Origin of the sequence: Streptomyces sp. NPDC101151 (assembly GCF_044768335.1) — a bacterium.
GTDB lineage: Bacteria > Actinomycetota > Actinomycetes > Streptomycetales > Streptomycetaceae > Streptomyces.
Window position 1 is genome coordinate 62,873 of sequence record NZ_JBIWPP010000012.1, and the last position, 16,652, is coordinate 79,524.

Sequence of the window (16,652 nt, forward strand, 5' to 3'; positions counted from 1 at the left end):
ATGGACACCGCGCAGATACGCGCCTTGATGGAGGAGCAGCTCACTCTCTCCCGCAGGTTGCGGGCGAGGGTCGAGGAACTGGAGGAGGCGAGGCACGCGCCGGTGGCGGTCGTCGGCATGGGCCTGCGGCTGCCGTCCGGCACGGCCGAGGACATCGACTCGCCCGAGGGTTACTGGGACTTTCTGCGCAGCGGCGCGAACGCGCAGTCGGAACTGCCCGACGAGCGACCGGGACTGCGTGCCGTGTACGACCCTGTGCCGGGCACGCCGGGCCGGTCGTACGTGTCCCGGGCGGGCTTCCTCACGGACATCGCGCACTTCGACGCGGACTTCTTCGGGATCTCCGCGCGCGAGGCCAGGTTTCTCGACCCGCAGCAGCGCATGCTCCTGGAGACGGCGTGGGAAGCCCTGGAGCGGGCCGCGATCCCGGTCCAGCGCTCCGCACGCCTCGATGTGGGTGTGTACCTGGGCATGATGGCCTCCGAGTACAGCGAGCGACTCGAGGACCGCGCGGACACCACGCGCATCGACCCGTACTACACGACGGGCGGCGGGCTGTGCTTCGGCGCGGGGCGGATCGGCTATGTGATGGGCTTTCGCGGGCCCGTGGTCAGCGTGGACACGGCCTGTTCCTCGTCGCTGTCCGCGCTGCACCTCGCCGTGCGCGGGCTGCGCGACGAGGAGTGCCGTTATGCGCTGGTGTGCGGCTCGAACCTGCTGCTGTCCGCGAACCTGATGGTGTCGCTGTCCCAGACCCGGGCCCTGTCCCCCGACGGCCGCTCGAAGTCCTTCCTCGCCTCGGCCGACGGCTACGGGCGTGCAGAGGGGGTGGGCGCACTGGCCCTGATGCGGCTGGCCGACGCCCGGCGGGAGGGCCGGCCGGTGCTGGCGGTCGTCCGCGGTACGGCCGTCAACCACGACGGCGCCGCCTCCGGCCTCACCGCCCCCAACGGACCCGCGCAACAGGAGGTGATCCGGGCGGCGCTGGCCGACGCCCGCACCGATCCGGCCGAGCTGGGCTGGATCGAGGCCCACGGCACCGGGACCGTACTCGGCGATCCCATCGAGATCGGCGCGCTCGACAACGTGGTGGGCGAGGCCGTGCGCGAGCGGGGCACTCCGCTGGCGCTGGGCAGCGTGAAAGCCCGCCTGGGCCATCTGGAGGCCGCGTCGGGGATCGCCGCGCTGATGAAGACGGTCCTGATGCTGCGGCACGGCGAGATCCCGTCCACGCTCTCGGACGATGACGGCGAGCTCAACCCCCACATTCCCTGGGACCGGCTGCCGTTCGAGGTGCCCCGGAGCAACCGGCCCTGGCCGCCGGCCCTTCCCCACCGGGTCGCCGGCGTCAACTCGTTCGGCATGAGCGGCACCAACGCCCATGTCGTCGTCGCCGCGTACGAGGACGTCGTGGACGAGGACGGTGCGCGGCCGGCGGAGTCCGCCGGATCCGGGGGCGTCCGCACCGAGCTGCTGTCCGTGTCCGCCAAGGACGAAGGAGCGCTGCAGCGGCTGGCCGAGCGGGTCCGGACGTATCTGAAGGGCACGGACACCGCCATGGTGTCCTCGGTGTGCCACACGCTGCGCACGGGGCGCGCCGTCTTCGGGCACCGGCTGGCGGTCACCGGCACCACCGCGGCCGAACTCGCCGAAGCGCTGCAGGCTGCGCTGGAGCAGCGGCCCCGGGCCGGGCAGGCGGCAGTGGCGGCGCCCCCGGACGGCCCGGCGACGCTCCGGGTGACCTCCGACGCGGAGCGGCTGGCCCGTGGAGTCGCCGTGCTCGCCGACGCCTTCCCCGGGCTGGCGAGGCACGGAGAGGTCACGGACGACGACCCGGCACGGCGGCTGACCCGGATGCTGGGCTCGCTGGGGGTGCGCGTCGCCATCGCGCCCGGTGAGCCGGCGCAGGACGCGTCGGCCACACTCGACTGGGGGCCGGAGGCCTCCCGCATCCTCATACCGGACTCACCCGAGGGCGCCACCGCCCGTCTGCAGGCAACGCTGGCCGCGCTGTTCACGGCCGGGGCCGAGCTGCGCTTCGACGCCCTCCGGGCGCCCGGGGCACGGCTGCTCGGCGATCTGCCCACCTATCCGTTCGCGCGCAGGCGCCACTGGCTGGACGAACCCGCGCCGGGGACACGTGCCGCCGGCGTGCCCGACGGCGACGCCACACCCCGCCCGGACCTGCCCGCCGCGCACGATCGCGCGGCCGTGCGCGCCTATCTGCTCGCCGAGTTGGCCGACGTACTGCAGTCAGCCGACCCTCTCGATCCCCAGCTGTCCTTCCTGGAGACCGGCGGCGACTCGTTCCTGTCCACCCTGTTCATCACCAGGGTCGAAGCGCACTACGCGGTCAGCCTCACGCCGGAGGAGCTGCCGCTCGACCTGCCGCTCACCGAGCTCTTCGGGCGTCTGTCGGACGACATCGCCGCGACCGCCGCCACCGCCGAGCCGGAGGTGACGGGCATATGACCGCCTTCGTACGTCCGCGCCGGCTGGACGCCCCGGCGTTGCGCCTCGCGGTGATCCACCACGCGGGAGGCTCGGCCGCGGCCTACTTTCCGCTCCACCGCGGACTCCCCGACGACTGGGACCTGCTGCTGCTGGACCTGCCGGGGCGCGGCAAGCGTCACGGGGAGGCGCCGTCGGCCGATATGGCGGAGCTGGTCGACCGGGCCGTCGAGGATCTGCTGCCCTGGAGCGGCTCCGCTCCCCTGGCGCTGTTCGGTCACAGCCTGGGCTCGGTCGTCGCCTTCGAGGTCGCGCACGCCCTGGAGGACCGTGGGGTGCCCGTCGCGTGGGTGGGCGTGTCGGGCCGTCCGGGGCCGAAGTCACCGGTCCCGGCGCCCCGTCTCGACCCCGCGCTGCCGGACGAGGAACTGCTGCACGGGCTGGCCCGGCTGGGCGGGCTGCCCAGCCTGTTCCACGAGCACCCCGACCTCCGCCACCGTTTCCTCGGGCTGATCCGGGCAGATCTGAGGGCACTCGGCACCTACCGGCCGGACCCCCTGCGGCGCCCCCTGTCGGCGCATCTGACCGCATTCGGCGCGGTGGACGATCCCCTGGCGCCACCGGACTCCCTGAACGCCTGGGCGGGCGAGACGGCCGGAGAGTTCGGGCGACGTCTGCTGCCCGGCGGACACTTCCACTTTCTCTCCGACTCCTTCACACGGTTCACCCGCCTGCTCACCGCGGAGATCCGGACCCGGGTCCCGTCGTCGCCCACCGAACAGCCGTCCGCGGCCGCCGGGTCCGCCCGCACCGCGGTCTGAGCCGCCCGGCCCGGCCCCGCCCATGACTCGCCCCACATCTCCACAGGAGAAAGAGACATGACAGGTCAGCAGACCTCGACAGACCATCCGCCGGGCGACCTTCGTTCACTCATGGCGGCGTTTCCGACCGGCGTGTCCATCGTGACGACATCCGGCAGCAACGGCACCAACTGGGGCATGACCTGCACGTCCCTGTGCAGTGTCTCCCTCGATCCGCCGATGCTCCTCGTATGTCTGCGGTGCGGCAGCCCCACGCTGAACGCCGTACGCGAGAGCGGCCGGTTCGCCGTCAACCTGCTGCACGAGCAGGCACGTCCGACCGCCGAACTCTTCGCCTCCGGGGATCCGGACCGCTTCGAACGGGTCGCCTGGTACTCCGACGAGAGCGCCGCCGGTCCCCATCTGACGGACTCGTCGCACACGATCGCCGACTGCTCGGTGGCCGCCACCCACGAGGTCGGGGACCACACCATGGTCCTCGGGAAAGTGGACATCGTCACCCAACTGCGCTCCCAGCAGCCCTTGTTGTACGGGCTTCGCCGCTACGCCTCGTGGCCGCCACCGGCCGAGAAGGCAGCACCCGTCAAGAACTTCTCCAGAGCGCGGGGCCAGGCTGGATGTGTCCCCGACCCCGAGGAAGGGCTGTGATCACTGACCAGGCGGTGGCGACGTCGTCTCCGCGCACCGTGAGGACACCTCGCACCGCACAGGGCGTTCCCTCTCTCCGTCCCGGGCGTGCCGGCACGAGCGCCGGAGCGGCCGGCCGGAACACCCCGCCGGCCGAGGACACCCTGGACGCCGTGTTCACCCGGGCCGCCCGTCGGTGGCCCGGCGCCGTCGCCGTGCAGGACGCACGCGGCGGGCTGGGGTTCGCCACGGCCGAGCTGCGGGCCACACAGCTGGCCTCGGTGCTGACCCGCGGCGGAGTCCAGCTCGGCGACCCGGTGATCGTCCACTGCGACGACCACCGGCAGGCGGTGGTGGCCCAGCTGGCCGTGCTGAAGGCGGGCGGAGTGTGCGTGCCCGCCGCTCATGGTCTCGGCCGGACGGAGCTCAGGGCGATCGCCGCCCTCAGCGGGGCGTCGACCGTCCTGTGCAGCCGTTCCACCCAGGACGCCTGGCCGCGCCGCTGCGCCTCGCTGCCGCTCGACGACCAGCAGACCTGGCGACGGGTCGCCGCGCACCGGCCGGAACGGGCGCTGCCCCTCTCGTCGGCCCGGGAGGCCGCCTACCTGCTGGTGTCCGGCGAGGGGCCGGACGAACCCACGGGGCACCTGATCGACCACCATGCGTGGCGGCTCGCGATCGCCGCCCGGACCCGTGCGGCGGGACCTGCGCCACGCCAGGTCTTCGTGTCCGCGCCGCCCGCGAGCCCCCGTGCGCTGTCCGCGATGTGGTGGGCGTTCGCCTCCGGCGGGTCGTTGCGCACGCTGCCCGGCGCCGGCTCCCCGGCGGAGCGCGTCGGCCCGGTGTGCGCCGTCGTGTTCAGCCCCGACGAGTACGCCGCCGTCGTGGACACACTCCCGATCCGGCCGCGGCTCGTCCAGCTCCTCGGCGGCCCGGTGCCGGGCGAGCTGGTCGCCAGGCACTTCGCGGCCCTGCCGGACACCAGGTTGCGCGCCGACTTCGCCCCGAGGGGTGGCGCCCTGCCCTGGACGTCCCGCGAGTTCGCCGCGCAGGCGGGGGCCCTGCCGTCGCCGAGCACGCTCGGCACCCCGGTGCCCGAGGTCCGGGTACACGTGGTGGACGGCCGGGGCCGTCCGCTCGCGGCCGGGCAGGAGGGGGAACTGTGCGCGGCGGGCCCCGCGCTCCCCTTCGGCACCATCCGCCGTCCCGGGCGCACGGCAGCGGCCTGGGAAGACGCCCCGCTGCTGCGTTCCGGGGTGCCCGGGCGCCGCCTGGCGGACGGCGGTCTCGAACTGACCGAACCGCCGCCCACCGCCGCCTGACCCCCGTCCGTCCGCCCTCGCGCCAGCTGCTTCGGAGAAAGGAGACCGGTATGTCGACCAAGTCCGGTCAACACGGACTCGTACTCGGCGGTGGATTCGCCGGAATCCTTGCCGCCCATGTCCTGGCCGCCCGCATGGACTCCGTCACCGTCGTGGAACGCGACGGCCTGCCCGGACGCCCGGAGCCACGCAAGGGGGTCCCACAGGCCCGCCAGTCGCATCTGTTCATGGGCGCCGGTGCCCGCACGGCCGACGCGCTCGTACCGGGGCTCCTGCGTGCCTGGACCACGGCCGGCGCCCACCGGCTGAGCGCTCCCGGTGATGTGGCGTTCCTGACGAAGTTCGGCTGGCTGCCCCGCACGCCGCACGACGAGTTCGTGCTGTGCTGCAGCCGGGACCTGCTCGACTGGGTGGTGCGTGACCTGGTGCTGCGCAATGAGCGCATCACCGTCCTGACGGAGACCGAGGCCGTCGGTCTCACCGGTGACGCGCAGCGGATCACCGGTGCACGGCTCCGCGATCGCGCCACCGGCGAACACACCTCGCTGGAAGCCGACTTCGTGGTCGCGGCGACGGGCCGTTCGTCCCGGGTGGACGACTGGCTGGGCGCGCTGGGCCTGCCGAAGGTGCCCGTCGAGGTCATCGACGCGGGCACCGCGTACGCGACCCGGATCTTTTGCCCGGCACCGGACAGGCACCGGGCCACCCCCGGCATCGTGATGATCGCCAACGTCACGGGCGAGGCCACGGGCGGTGTCCTGCTCCCCCTGGAGGACGGCCTGTGGACGGCCACTCTGATCGGTATGCGCGGCAGCGAACCCCCCGTCGGTGACGACGCGTTCCTGGACTTTGCCAAGGGGCTCTCCCACCCGGTGCTGGCCGAGCTCGTCTCGGAGGCCGCCCCGCAGGGGTCCGTACGCGGTTTCCGGGGGCTGGTGAACCGGCGCCCGCGCTTCGACCGGCTGCCCCGTCATCCCGAGGGTCTCGTGGTGCTCGGGGACGCCGCGTGCACCCTGAATCCTTCGCACGCGCACGGCATGACCGTGGCCGCCTCGGCTGTCGCCGCGTTGCATGCGCATCTGGAGCAGTACGGCATCACCCGCGGGGTGGCGGCGCGCATCCAGCGTGCGGTCTCCAGATCCGCCGCGACGGCATGGCAGTTGTCCGTCAGCGACGATCTGCGTCACCCGGACGTCGTCGGCTCCGGCCTCTCGCCCGCCGTCCGGGTCCAGAACCATTACGCCGACAGGGTCATGCGTGCGGCGACCGAGCGCCCCGCCGTGGCCCGCGCGTTGGTGGACGTGATGGCGCTGGCCAAGCCGGTGACGTCGCTGATGCGTCCGCGCACGCTCACCGCCGCGTTCCGGGGACCGCGCCGACGCCTCGCCTCCGCCGACGCCCCCCTGGCACCCCGTACCACCTGACCGGCCGCACGGGGTCCCGCTTGCCCGGCCGCCCCGGCCGCCCGCCTTCCCTCACCCCGACCGCCGTCCGTCCCCGTCGTACCCCCTCGCCCCTCGAACCGTCGACCCCAAGGAAGCCGTATGCCCCGCCACCACACCGTCGAAGTCAACGGTCTTCGTCTGCACGTAGCAGAGGAGGGAGAGGGACCGCTCGTCCTTCTCCTGCACGGATTCCCGGAGTTCTGGTACTCCTGGCGCCACCAGCTGACTGCGCTGGCGCAGGCCGGCTACCGCGTGGTCGCACCGGACCAGCGCGGCTACGGGAGCAGCGACCGCCCCGATTCCCCGGACGCGTACTCCATCCTGCATCTGTCCGGCGACGTCGTCGGGCTGATCCATGCCCTGGGTGAACGGCAGGCGTTCGTGATCGGTCACGACTGGGGCGCGCTGGTCGCCTGGTCCACCGCCACCATGCGGCCCGACGTCGTCCGCGGGGTCGCCGGCCTCAGCGTGCTTCCCCCGGCACGGGGGCCGCTGCCGCCGCTGCGGCAGACTCGGGAAAAGTTCGACGGGCGGTTCTACTGGAACTACTTCGAGCAACCGGGCGTCGCGGAGGCCGAGTTCGGCAAGGACCCGGACCGCACCTTCCGGCGCCTGCTGTTCGGGGCCTCGGGCGACCGTCAGCTCAGCGGCCCGCCCGGCCCGCCGTTGGTCCCGCCGGGCGGCGGCTTCCTGGACCTCGCCGCCGATCCCGAGCGGCTGCCGCCCTGGCTGACGGAGGAGGACATCGCCGCCTATGTGGCCGCGTTCGAGCGCTCCGGCTTCACCGGCCCGCTGAACTGGTACCGCAATCTCGACCGCAACTGGGAGCTGACCGCCACCTGGGCCGGCGCCCGCATCGACGTGCCCGCCCTGTTCGTGATCGGCGACCGTGACCGGGCCTTTCCCGGACGTGACGGGATCGTGGACGCCCTGTCCGCGGCAGCACCCCACCACCGCGAACCCGTGATAGTCGCCGGGGCGGGGCACTGGGTCCAGCAGGAGCGCCCCGCGGAGGTGGGCGACGCCCTGGTCTCCTTCCTCGCGTCGCTCGCCTGACCGTCCTCCGCTTCCCCCCACCGCCGAGGAGTTGTCTTGGCCGCTCACACCCCCATCGACCTTGCCGCGCTGGGCGAGGACTTCGCCCGGGACCCCTATCCGGTGTACGAACGATTACGCGCCGACGGTCCGGTGCACCGGGCCTGGATGCCGGAGGGAGCCGAGGTCTGGCTCGTCGTCGGCCACGCGGAGGCACGGGCCGCGCTCACCGACCCCCGGCTGTCCAAGCAGTGGGACAACGCCGCCGCCTCCTTCCCGATCAAGAGCCCGTCCGGCAGCCACATGATGAACTCCGACGTGCCCCGCCACACCCGGCTGCGCAAGCTGGTGGCGCGCGAGTTCACCACACGCCGGATCGAGGCACTGCGTCCCCGCGTCCAGCAGATCTGCGACGAGCTGCTCGACCGGATGCTCGCGGCACCCGACGGACGCGCCGACCTGGTCGACGCGTTCTCCTTCCCGCTGCCCATGTCGGTCATCTGCGAACTGCTCGGTGTGCCGTTCCTGGACCAGGCCGAGGTGCGGCGCTGGGCGGACGCGGCGATTTCGTCGCAGGACCCGGACGAACGCACGGCCGCCGCCGCGGATGCCGCGCGCTTTCTCGCCGCTCTCGTGGAGGAGAAGCGCGCCCGGCCCGGCCCGGACCTGCTGAGCGCGCTCATCCGCACGGTCGACGAGGACGGCGACCGGCTCTCGGCGGACGAACTGATGGGGACGGTCTTCCTGCTGATCGTCGCCGGGCACGAGACCACCACCAACCTCATCGGCAACGGCGTGCACGCACTGCTCCGGCACCCCGACCAACTTGCCCTGCTGCGCTCCGACTTCAGCCTGCTGGACGGGGCGGTCGAGGAGATGCTGCGCTATGACGGGGCGGTGGAGAGCGCCACCTTCCGCTTCGCCACCGAGGCGTTCGACATGGGGGGCCACCGTATCGAGGCGGGGGAAGCGGTGATGGTCGATCTCAATGCCGCCAACCGTGACGCCGCACGCTTCCCCTCCCCCGATCGGTTCGACATCCGCAGAGCCACCGCAGGTCATGTCGCCTTCGGCCACGGAATCCACCACTGCCTGGGCGCGCCGCTGGCCCGCATGGAGGCCCGTATCGCCATCCGCTCCCTGCTCGAGCGCTGTCCCCGGCTGGCTCTGGACGCTCCCGCGCACACGGTGCTGTGGCGCCACGGCATCCTGGTACGCGGTCCGCATCACCTGCCGGTCCGCTTCACCGCCGGCTGAGCCACGCATGCCGTCCCGTCGGTTCCGGGCAGGATCCGGCGGGAGGGTGGGGCCGACGGCGGCGGAAGCCGGCGGCGGCCCCCCGGTCAGCTCGCGGTGACGTGCGGCATCCAGTCTTCTTCCAGGGCCACCTTCCGGTGCCGCGCGAAGCCGCGTCCCGGCTCGAACAGGCGGGTCAGCGCCTGTTCACGGTCGGCGAGCGGCTCCCGCTGGGCGCACTCCGCCGCGTAGAGCCTGATCAGAGCGTGGAAGCGGTAGTGGTGCCGGTACACCTCTTCCAGCAGATGGTTGTCGACCAGCAGATCGAGCAGATGCCGGGCCTGCGCACGACTTGTGCCCATCAGGGTGGCGGCGACCTGGACGGTGATCGGATTGCCCGAATGCAGGCCCAGGTAGCGGAACATCCGGGCCGCTTCGGCAGGCAGCGCCTGGTACGACGCCTCGAACACCGTGCGCAGGCTCGCTGCCGCGTCGTCCTCCACGTTGAGCCTGTCCAGCAACGCACCTTCGTCGGAGTACCGTTCGACCATCGCGGTTGCCGGAACGTCGCGCGTCGCCAGCAGGCCTTCGGCCGCACTGCGCAGCGCCAGCGGCAGCCCTCCGCAAATGCGTGCGAGACTCATGACGGCCGCCTCCTCGCCCCGCAGACGGTCCCCGCCGAGATAACTGAGCAGGTCAGCCGATTCCCGGTCGGACAGCGGGTCGATCCGGATCAGATGGGCCCCGTCGCGGATCGCCAGACCGCTGAGCCGCTGCCTGCTCGTGGCGAGCACACAGGACGAGCCCGGGGGGATCAGCGGCCGCAACTGGTCGGCACTGAGCGCGTCGTCGAGCACCACCAGCATCCGTCGGCCGTGCAGCAGACTGCGGTAGAGGGTGACGCGCCCGGCCGGGTCCTCGGGGATCCGCGCGTCGTCGACGCCCAGGCTGCGCAGCAGCTGGGCATGTGCCTCGAACGCGGTGAGCGGTTTGCCCTGAAGTCGGGTGCCGCCGAGGTCGACGAACAGCTGACCGTCCGGGAACCGGTCCTTCAGCCGGTACGCCAGTTCCAGGGCGAGCGCCGTCTTGCCCACACCCGCCAGGCCGTCCACCACGGCCACGGGAGTGCTGGCGCGGTGTCGAGCCAGCTGCACGTCCAACACCTCTTCCAGCCTGGCCAGTTCCGTCGCACGGCCCACGAAGCCGCGGACCAGGGGTGGCAGCTGGGCCGGGCGGGGAGTGTCCGGCGGCACCGTGTCCGCGAGGTCGACGGACGTCACCGGTGCGGGTGACTGGGCACGGCAGGCCGTGACCGGACGCCCCGCGAGGATGTCCTGGTGGAGGTGGCGCAGTTCCGCGCTCGGTTCGATGCCCAGTTCCTGGTTGAGCAGTCGCCGCGTCTCGGTGTACACGGCGAGTGCGTGGGCCTGCCGGTCGCAGCGGTACAGGGCCAGCATCAGCAGCCAGCGCAGCTGCTCACGCAGCGGCTCCTCGGCCACCGCGACGGACAGGTCGGCGACCACCTCCCTGTGCCGTCCTGCCTCCAGCATGTCCGATGCCCGCTCCTCGACGGCCGTCAGCCGCAGGTCCTGCAGCCGGGTCCGTTCCACGGCCGCGAACGGTCCGGGGATACCGGCGTACGCCTCACCGTGCCAGAGCGTCAGGGCCTCCTCGTACAGCTCGAGAGCCGCTTCGGTGCCGCAGCCGGCGCGCGCCTTGCGGGCCTGTGCGTGGCTGCGCGCGAACCGTGTGACGTCCACGGCCTCGGGATCGATGCGCAGGCAGTAGCCGCCGGACGCGGAAGCGAGAACAGAGCTGGTCCCGCGCCTGCTGCGCCCGGGCTCCAGCACGCGGCGCAAGCCGGCGACATACGTGTGGACGCCGTTGGCGGCGGTCTGTGGGACGTCGCCTCCCCACACGGCGTCGATGATGTGCTCGATGCCCACGACATCGCCGGCCCGGCTGGCAAGCAGGCCGAGGACGGCACGTTGCTTGGGTGGGCCGAGGACGACTTCGGTGCCGCCCCGCCAGGCCCGTATGGGCCCCAGGAGCTGGATCTGTATGGTTTCCCCCGTGGTCAGCACTGTGCCGTTCCCTCCATGAGTGTGTGGTTGGTCGCCTGCGAACTCCGGAGCCGTGGTCAGTTACGCGCTGCTCCGGCACGAACGGGCGCGCCACCGGCCGCGACAGTGCCGAAGTCCTCGGTCCGCGCGAGCAGCGATGTGGCCACGCACCTCAGCTTCTCGCGGGTCTCCTCGAGCTCACGCTCCGGTCGGGACTGCTCGACGATTCCGGCGCCCGCCCTCAGCCAGGTCCGGCCTCCTTGCGCGTAGACGCTGCGCAACACCAGGGCGGCGTCCATGGTGCCGTCCTCGGCGACCTTCAACACCGCGCCCGCGTACGGGCCGCGTGGGTGCTGCTCATGCCTGCGGATGGCCTCGTAGGCGGCGCGCTTGGGCACTCCGGACGCGGTGACGGCGGGGAAGACGGCGGCGAACGCGTCCCAGGGGCTGACCCCTTCGGGTATCCGCCCCACCACCCTGGAGGCGAGGTGCTGGACGGAACCGCGTTCCTTGACGGACATGTACTCCTCGACGACGACCGTCTCCGGCTTGCAGGGGCCGGCGAGTTCGTCGACCGCGATCTTCACCGAGATGGCGTGCTCGTGCAGTTCCTTGGGGTCCGACAGAAGGTCTTCGCGAAGCTTGCGGTCGACATCGGGGTCCCCTGTCAGGGCACGTGTGCCGGCCAGCGGCTGGCTCGCCACCCGCCGGTCGGCGGACACCTCGACGACCGTCTCGGGGCTGAATCCGAAGCAGCGCAGTCCGCCCATGTCCAGGAGGAAGGACCGGGCGGGCGTGTTCTGGCGGCGGCCCCTGCGGTAGCTGGCGGGGAAATCGATCTCGGCGTCGACGGAGATCTCACGGGAGAGGATGGCCTTCTGCAGCTTGCCCGCCCTGATCTCCTCGACCAGCGACGCCACGGCCAGGCGGTAGGCGCCTGCGCCGGTTTCCAGACCCACCTCGACGGGCCGGCGCCGATCAGCCGGAGCCGTGTCCGCCCGGCCGGCTGTCACCTCCGCCTCGATGCGGGCCAGCGCGTTCTCCACCGCCGTCAGAGCCGCGCCGTCCAGGCTGCGCACGACGATCCGGGACCCGGTCAGCCTGAGCTCCGTCTCGGGGACGATGAGGTGGAGCAGGGTCCCCTCTTCCACCGTCATCCCGGCGATGGCGTGGGAGAGCTCGAAGGCGCACCAGCCGTACGCGGTCCAGTCGGCGATCGGCAGGTCGGACAGAAACTCCTGGACGGCGGCCAAGGGGTCCCCGTACCAGCGGTGTTCACGGGTCTCCCCGGACCTGGTACATCGCAGGGTGTCCGCGTCGACGACCACCTCCGCGGCCACGCCCCCGGCTATCGACCAGCCGTCCGGGGCCTCGTGGATCACCGAGGTCTCGAACAGGCCCGAGGCGGCGAGGCCGACGGCGATGTCCAGCGGCTCGCATGTGGTTTCCACCACGGCGGTGCGGTAATGGGTCTTCATTTCACTTCCTCCGAGTGGGGGGCGACATCGCGTCCGGCGGAGCCAGGGATGGGCTCGCCAAAGCCCGCGGTCGTCGCCTCTGAGGGAAATCAATGACAGATCGGGCAGAGCCGACCACACAGCACGAACGGAGAATCACCGGAGGCGGCGCAGACCCTCGCGGTCAGAAAAGGAATCGCCGCACGTGCGCATCACAAGGAGTGCGATCACTTCGCGACATCGCGACGACCGCACTCATCAAAGGGAGGGTAGGAATTCAGACAAGAATCGGCTCGCGGACCCTCACGTTCCGCAGCACGGACCGCCGGACCACTTGCTTCACGACCTGTGCGAGTCGTTCGGCTCCACACCGAGGCGCCCGACATTCGCCAGGGCGGCTCGGGCTACGAGCGCAGCAAGGAATCAACCGATCTCAAGGACGACGAGCGGCCGCAATTCTTCATGAACACACGCCGATCAGACATCGCCACCCCGTACGAGAAACACCTCTATGTCGACCCGGTTGTCCGAGTCGACCGAACTGAACACGAGTCTACCTAATCAAGGATACCCGTTCAACATATTTTACCTGGGCCCTGGCGGCCACCTCCATTCATTTCCCGGTGGAACCTATTCCGGCCATTCAGTCATTTCACCCGCCGGAAGCCGGCCGGCCTCGCCACGGTCACCGCCTCACGTAATTCCCGATAACGGGAGGCGGTCCACGGGCACCACGGTGGAGAGCGACGGCGGGGGCCGACGGGGGTTGCGGCCCCCGCCGTCGCGGCTGGGAACTCCGCCCGGACAGGCGGAGAAGATCACTCGTCAGCGCGTGTCGGCCGTCGCACCGCTGGGCCGGGCGGCCTGTGCGGAGGGGGGCGCCGGCGTGTCCGGTCCCTTGCCGCGTGCCCGCCCGGGCAGCACGAAGACCGCCACCAGCACCGCGAGCAGCAGGAAGCCTCCGGCCAGGACGAATCCGACGGCGTAACCGTCGGTCGCCGCGCTCTTCGCCGAGGCTCCGGCAGCCAGGCGGCTGTCGGTGTGGGCGGCCTGCACGGTCACCAGGACGGCGAGACCGATGGCGCCGCCGATCTGACGCGAGGCGTTCAGCAGCGCCGAGGCCATGCCGGCCTCCTGCGGCGGCAGCCCGCCGGTGGCCGCGACCGTGAGCGGTACGAAGGACGTGCCGATGCCGAGCCCGGCCACCAGGGACGGCCCGAGGACGTCGGTCAGGTAACTCCCGGACGGGTCCACCAGTCCGAACCAGGCGAATCCCGCGGCCGCGAGCAGACCGGCCGGAATCAGCAGCACCTTCACGCCCACCACGGGGAGCAGCCGCGTGGCCAGCCGGATGCCCACGACCACGATCAGGCACAGCGGCAGGAACGCCACTCCGGCCTCGGCGGCCGTCAGGTTCAGAGTCCGCTGGAGATAGAGCGAGAGGAAGTAGAAGACACCGAACTGGCCGGCCACCAGCAGCCCCATGTAGAGGTTGGCGCCGCCGACGCTGCGTCTGGCCAGCAGGCCGAGCCGGATGAGGGGATCGGCCATCGGCCCGTACTGCTCCCACAGACCGAAGCCGGCGAGCAGCACCACGGCCGCGGTCAGGGTGACCACCGTGGTGGTCGACGTCCAGGAGAGCTGGTCCGTGCGCACCACTCCGAGGATCAGCAGACCCACACCGGCCGTGGCCAGCACGGCACCGACGACGTCGAGCCGGCCGCGCTTGTTGCCGAAGGTGCCCGCCGGCACGCTGCGCATGGCGAGCACCATGACGCCGAGCACCATCGGAAGGTTCACCAGCATCACCCAGCGCCAGCCGGCGTACTGAGTCAGCAGTCCGCCGATGAGAACGCCCGCGCCGCCACCTACCGCGGAGACCGCGGCGTACACCCCGAGCGCCCGCGTGCGCTCCGCGCCCTCGCGCTGGGTGAGCGTGAGCACGGCCAGCGCCGCCGGGGCCATCACCGCCGCACCCACCCCCTGCACGGCACGGGCGACCACCAACTGCCACGGCTGCTGTGCCAGCCCACCAACCAGGGAGGCGAGCGCGAAGAGCGTGGCACCGGACAGGAGAATGCGGCGCTGCCCGAACATGTCCGCGGCGCGGCCGCCCAGCAGCAGGAACCCGCCGAAGAACAGGGCGTAGATGTTGACCACCCAGGGAAGCCGGGCCGGGTCGAAGTCGAGACCGGATCCCATGTCGGGCAGCGCCACGTTCACGATCGTCATGTCCAGGGTCACGGTGAACTGGGCCAGAGCCACTGCGAAGAGTGCCCCTCCCCGGTTCAGACCCGCCTGAGGCATCTGCCCCTCCAGAGTTTTTGTACTCGTAATACGTACGCGTACGATAACTGTATCCCGAGGTCGGTCGGTTGTCACCCCCGGCCCGGACGCAGTACCGCGAAACATGGCCCGACCAGGCCGTGTTGCCGTTTGGGCCGACCGGCCGACGCCGGTCGCAGACACGCGAGGAGACGAGCACGGTGGAACCGAAGCAGCCGGACGGCAGTCGTGGGCGCAACACCGGGGCGCGGCGCCGCAGCCGGCTCTCCCAGGCGGTGATCGTCGCCGCGGCGCAGCACATCATCAGCACCGGGGGCGACGGCAGTCTGTCCATGCGGCAGCTGGCCCGCGAGCTGTCCATCACCCCGATGGCCCTCTATCACCACGTGCGCGACAAGGACGAACTCCTCATGCTGCTCCTGGAGACCAAGGCACAGAACGTGTCCAGGCCTCCGCTTCCCGCGGACCCGCGCGAGCGGCTGGTGACAAGCTCCCAGCTGCTCTACGACATGCTCGCCGACTGCCCGTTCCTCGGGGAGATCCTGTCCTCCGAGGACCTCATGACGGCCTCGAACCTGTGGATCATCGAAGCCGTGCTGGATGCGGCCGTCGACTGCGGTTTCGCGCCCGACGAAGCCGTCGGGATCTACCGCGTCATCTGGCACTACACGTCCGGGGAGCTCATGATCCGCCTCACCCGCGAGCGCCGCCTCGCCGAGCTGGACCAACCCCCCTACCGGGAGCGGGTCTTCGCGGACATCGAACCGCGGACCTACCCACGCCTCCACGCCCTCGCGGATCGCTGGACCGACCTCACCGCGCGGCAGACGCACCGCAAGGGGCTGGAGGCGCTCGTCGCCGGCTTTCTGCGCGGCGCCGGCACGGCCCCGTGGCCGCCCGGCCACGCCGACGGACACATCGCCGGGTGACCCGACCGGCCGGATGCTACGGTGTCGGCCAGGCATTCTGTGGCTTCAACTCGCTTGGCACCAAGAGGTGTTGACAACCCGGCCAGAACGCGGGCCCTTGGGTTTGACCGGCAGTGATCCCCGCGGGCGGCTCCCCCCCTTCCGGCGCCTACGCGACGGCCCTCCGACACCCCACCACGGCCTTGCGGGACCGGGGAGCCGGTCGGCGGGGTCCACGGTCGCGCACAGCGCCCGCTACGAGGCGGGCCGCGGACGCGGCCGGCCAGACGTGAAGGAAGATGGACGGATGCAGCCCCGAACGAATCGCACCGGCAGGACCGGTCGTCCGCCCCGACTGTCGCAGGAGGCGATCATCTCGGCCGCCCAGCGTCTGCTGGCGGCGGAAGGCGCCGATGGCCTGTCGATGCGGCGCCTGGCGAAAGAGCTGGCCAGCACACCAATGGCACTCTATCACCATGTACGCGACAAAGATGAGCTGTTGCTGCTCCTCCTGGAGGAGCACGCGCGGAGCATCCCCCGCCCCGAACTGCCGAAGGATCCCCGCGAGCGGATGATCACCGCGGGGCAGCTGCTCCACGACGTGCTCGCCGAGTGCCCCTGGATCGTCGAAGTGCTCGCCTCGGACGATCTCATGGCCGTCTCCGCGTTGTGGATGGTCGAGGCCATGGTCGACGCCGCCATCGAGTGCGGTCTCACGCCCGAGCAGGCCGTCGACGCGTACCGGATCGTCTGGTACTACACCGTCGGCGAGTTGATGATCCGCGTGACCCGTGAGCGCCGGCGGGCGGAGGCGGACCGCCCCTCGCATCGCGACCGCACCTTCGCCGCCCTGGCCGAGGACGAGTACCCGCGGCTCGCCTCTCTGGCCGGCCGATGGGCCGAGCTCACCGCCCGCGACACCCACCGCCAGGGCCTCGAAGCGGTGGTCGAGGGACTGCTCGCACACGTCTGATCGGAACTGCGCGCACCGTGGCCCGGTG

Annotated in this window: 12 protein-coding genes; 9 read left to right on the forward strand and 3 right to left on the reverse strand. The window is 71.6% G+C overall.

Going from position 1 to position 16,652, the window contains the following annotated elements:
* The 7 genes from ACIRU3_RS22950 to ACIRU3_RS22980 all read left to right on the forward strand — a co-directional run bounded on the left by ACIRU3_RS22950 (position 1) and on the right by ACIRU3_RS22980 (position 8,958).
* Positions 1 to 2,472: a beta-ketoacyl synthase N-terminal-like domain-containing protein gene (locus tag ACIRU3_RS22950; RefSeq protein ID WP_404059068.1), complete on the forward strand. Its 2,472-nt coding sequence runs from the start codon at positions 1 to 3 to the stop codon at positions 2,470 to 2,472.
* Complete coding sequence (locus ACIRU3_RS22955) at positions 2,469 to 3,272, forward strand: thioesterase II family protein (protein ID WP_404059071.1); 804 nt, start codon at positions 2,469 to 2,471, stop codon at positions 3,270 to 3,272. The genes ACIRU3_RS22950 and ACIRU3_RS22955 overlap by 4 nt, the downstream gene beginning before the upstream one ends.
* Before the next feature lie 57 nt (positions 3,273 to 3,329).
* A complete protein-coding gene (locus tag ACIRU3_RS22960; RefSeq protein WP_404059074.1) occupies positions 3,330 to 3,920 on the forward strand; it encodes a flavin reductase family protein in 591 nt (196 codons plus the stop codon).
* On the forward strand, positions 3,917 to 5,221 hold the full coding sequence (locus ACIRU3_RS22965) for an AMP-binding protein (RefSeq protein WP_404059077.1): 1,305 nt from the start codon (positions 3,917 to 3,919) through the stop codon (positions 5,219 to 5,221). Before ACIRU3_RS22960 ends, ACIRU3_RS22965 begins: the two co-directional genes overlap by 4 nt.
* Positions 5,222 to 5,271: 50 nt before the next feature.
* Positions 5,272 to 6,645 carry an NAD(P)/FAD-dependent oxidoreductase gene (locus tag ACIRU3_RS22970; protein ID WP_404059080.1) on the forward strand — a complete coding sequence of 458 codons (1,374 nt, stop codon included), beginning with the start codon at positions 5,272 to 5,274 and terminating at the stop codon, positions 6,643 to 6,645.
* A 120-nt stretch (positions 6,646 to 6,765) separates the two neighbouring features.
* A complete protein-coding gene (locus tag ACIRU3_RS22975) occupies positions 6,766 to 7,722 on the forward strand; it encodes an alpha/beta fold hydrolase (RefSeq protein ID WP_404059083.1) in 957 nt (318 codons plus the stop codon).
* Positions 7,723 to 7,758: 36 nt separating this feature from the next.
* Positions 7,759 to 8,958 (forward strand): cytochrome P450, encoded by a 1,200-nt coding sequence (locus ACIRU3_RS22980; protein WP_404059085.1) that lies wholly within the window; start codon positions 7,759 to 7,761, stop codon positions 8,956 to 8,958.
* 86 nt (positions 8,959 to 9,044) lie between these two features.
* On the opposite strand, the gene ACIRU3_RS22985 is transcribed toward ACIRU3_RS22980, so the two are convergent.
* The 3 genes from ACIRU3_RS22985 to ACIRU3_RS22995 all read right to left on the reverse strand — a co-directional run bounded on the left by ACIRU3_RS22985 (position 9,045) and on the right by ACIRU3_RS22995 (position 14,722).
* Positions 9,045 to 11,021, reverse strand: coding sequence for a BTAD domain-containing putative transcriptional regulator (locus tag ACIRU3_RS22985; protein WP_404059087.1), 1,977 nt, complete (start codon positions 11,019 to 11,021; stop codon positions 9,045 to 9,047).
* A 56-nt stretch (positions 11,022 to 11,077) separates the two neighbouring features.
* A complete protein-coding gene (locus ACIRU3_RS22990) occupies positions 11,078 to 12,478 on the reverse strand; it encodes a salicylate synthase (protein ID WP_404059090.1) in 1,401 nt (466 codons plus the stop codon).
* An 804-nt stretch (positions 12,479 to 13,282) separates the two neighbouring features.
* Positions 13,283 to 14,722, reverse strand: a complete 1,440-nt coding sequence (locus ACIRU3_RS22995) for an MFS transporter (RefSeq protein ID WP_404059093.1) — start codon at positions 14,720 to 14,722, stop codon at positions 13,283 to 13,285.
* A gap of 221 nt (positions 14,723 to 14,943) precedes the next feature.
* Between ACIRU3_RS22995 and ACIRU3_RS23000 the strand changes: the two genes are divergently transcribed.
* Positions 14,944 to 15,672, forward strand: coding sequence for a TetR/AcrR family transcriptional regulator (locus ACIRU3_RS23000; RefSeq protein WP_404059096.1), 729 nt, complete (start codon positions 14,944 to 14,946; stop codon positions 15,670 to 15,672).
* 286 nt (positions 15,673 to 15,958) lie between these two features.
* A complete protein-coding gene (locus ACIRU3_RS23005) occupies positions 15,959 to 16,624 on the forward strand; it encodes a TetR/AcrR family transcriptional regulator (protein WP_404059099.1) in 666 nt (221 codons plus the stop codon).
* Positions 16,625 to 16,652 lie beyond the last annotated feature (28 nt).

Excerpts from the sequence above, each read along its gene's own strand:
- ACIRU3_RS22950 (WP_404059068.1), top strand. The coding sequence starts at position 1 with ATGGACACCGCGCAGATACGCGCCTTGATGGAGGAGCAGCTCACTCTC.
- ACIRU3_RS22990 (WP_404059090.1), bottom strand. The coding sequence starts at position 12,478 with ATGAAGACCCATTACCGCACCGCCGTGGTGGAAACCACATGCGAGCCG.
- ACIRU3_RS22955 (WP_404059071.1), top strand. The coding sequence starts at position 2,469 with ATGACCGCCTTCGTACGTCCGCGCCGGCTGGACGCCCCGGCGTTGCGC.
- ACIRU3_RS23005 (WP_404059099.1), top strand. The coding sequence starts at position 15,959 with ATGCAGCCCCGAACGAATCGCACCGGCAGGACCGGTCGTCCGCCCCGA.
- ACIRU3_RS22970 (WP_404059080.1), top strand. The coding sequence starts at position 5,272 with ATGTCGACCAAGTCCGGTCAACACGGACTCGTACTCGGCGGTGGATTC.
- ACIRU3_RS22960 (WP_404059074.1), top strand. The coding sequence starts at position 3,330 with ATGACAGGTCAGCAGACCTCGACAGACCATCCGCCGGGCGACCTTCGT.
- ACIRU3_RS22975 (WP_404059083.1), top strand. The coding sequence starts at position 6,766 with ATGCCCCGCCACCACACCGTCGAAGTCAACGGTCTTCGTCTGCACGTA.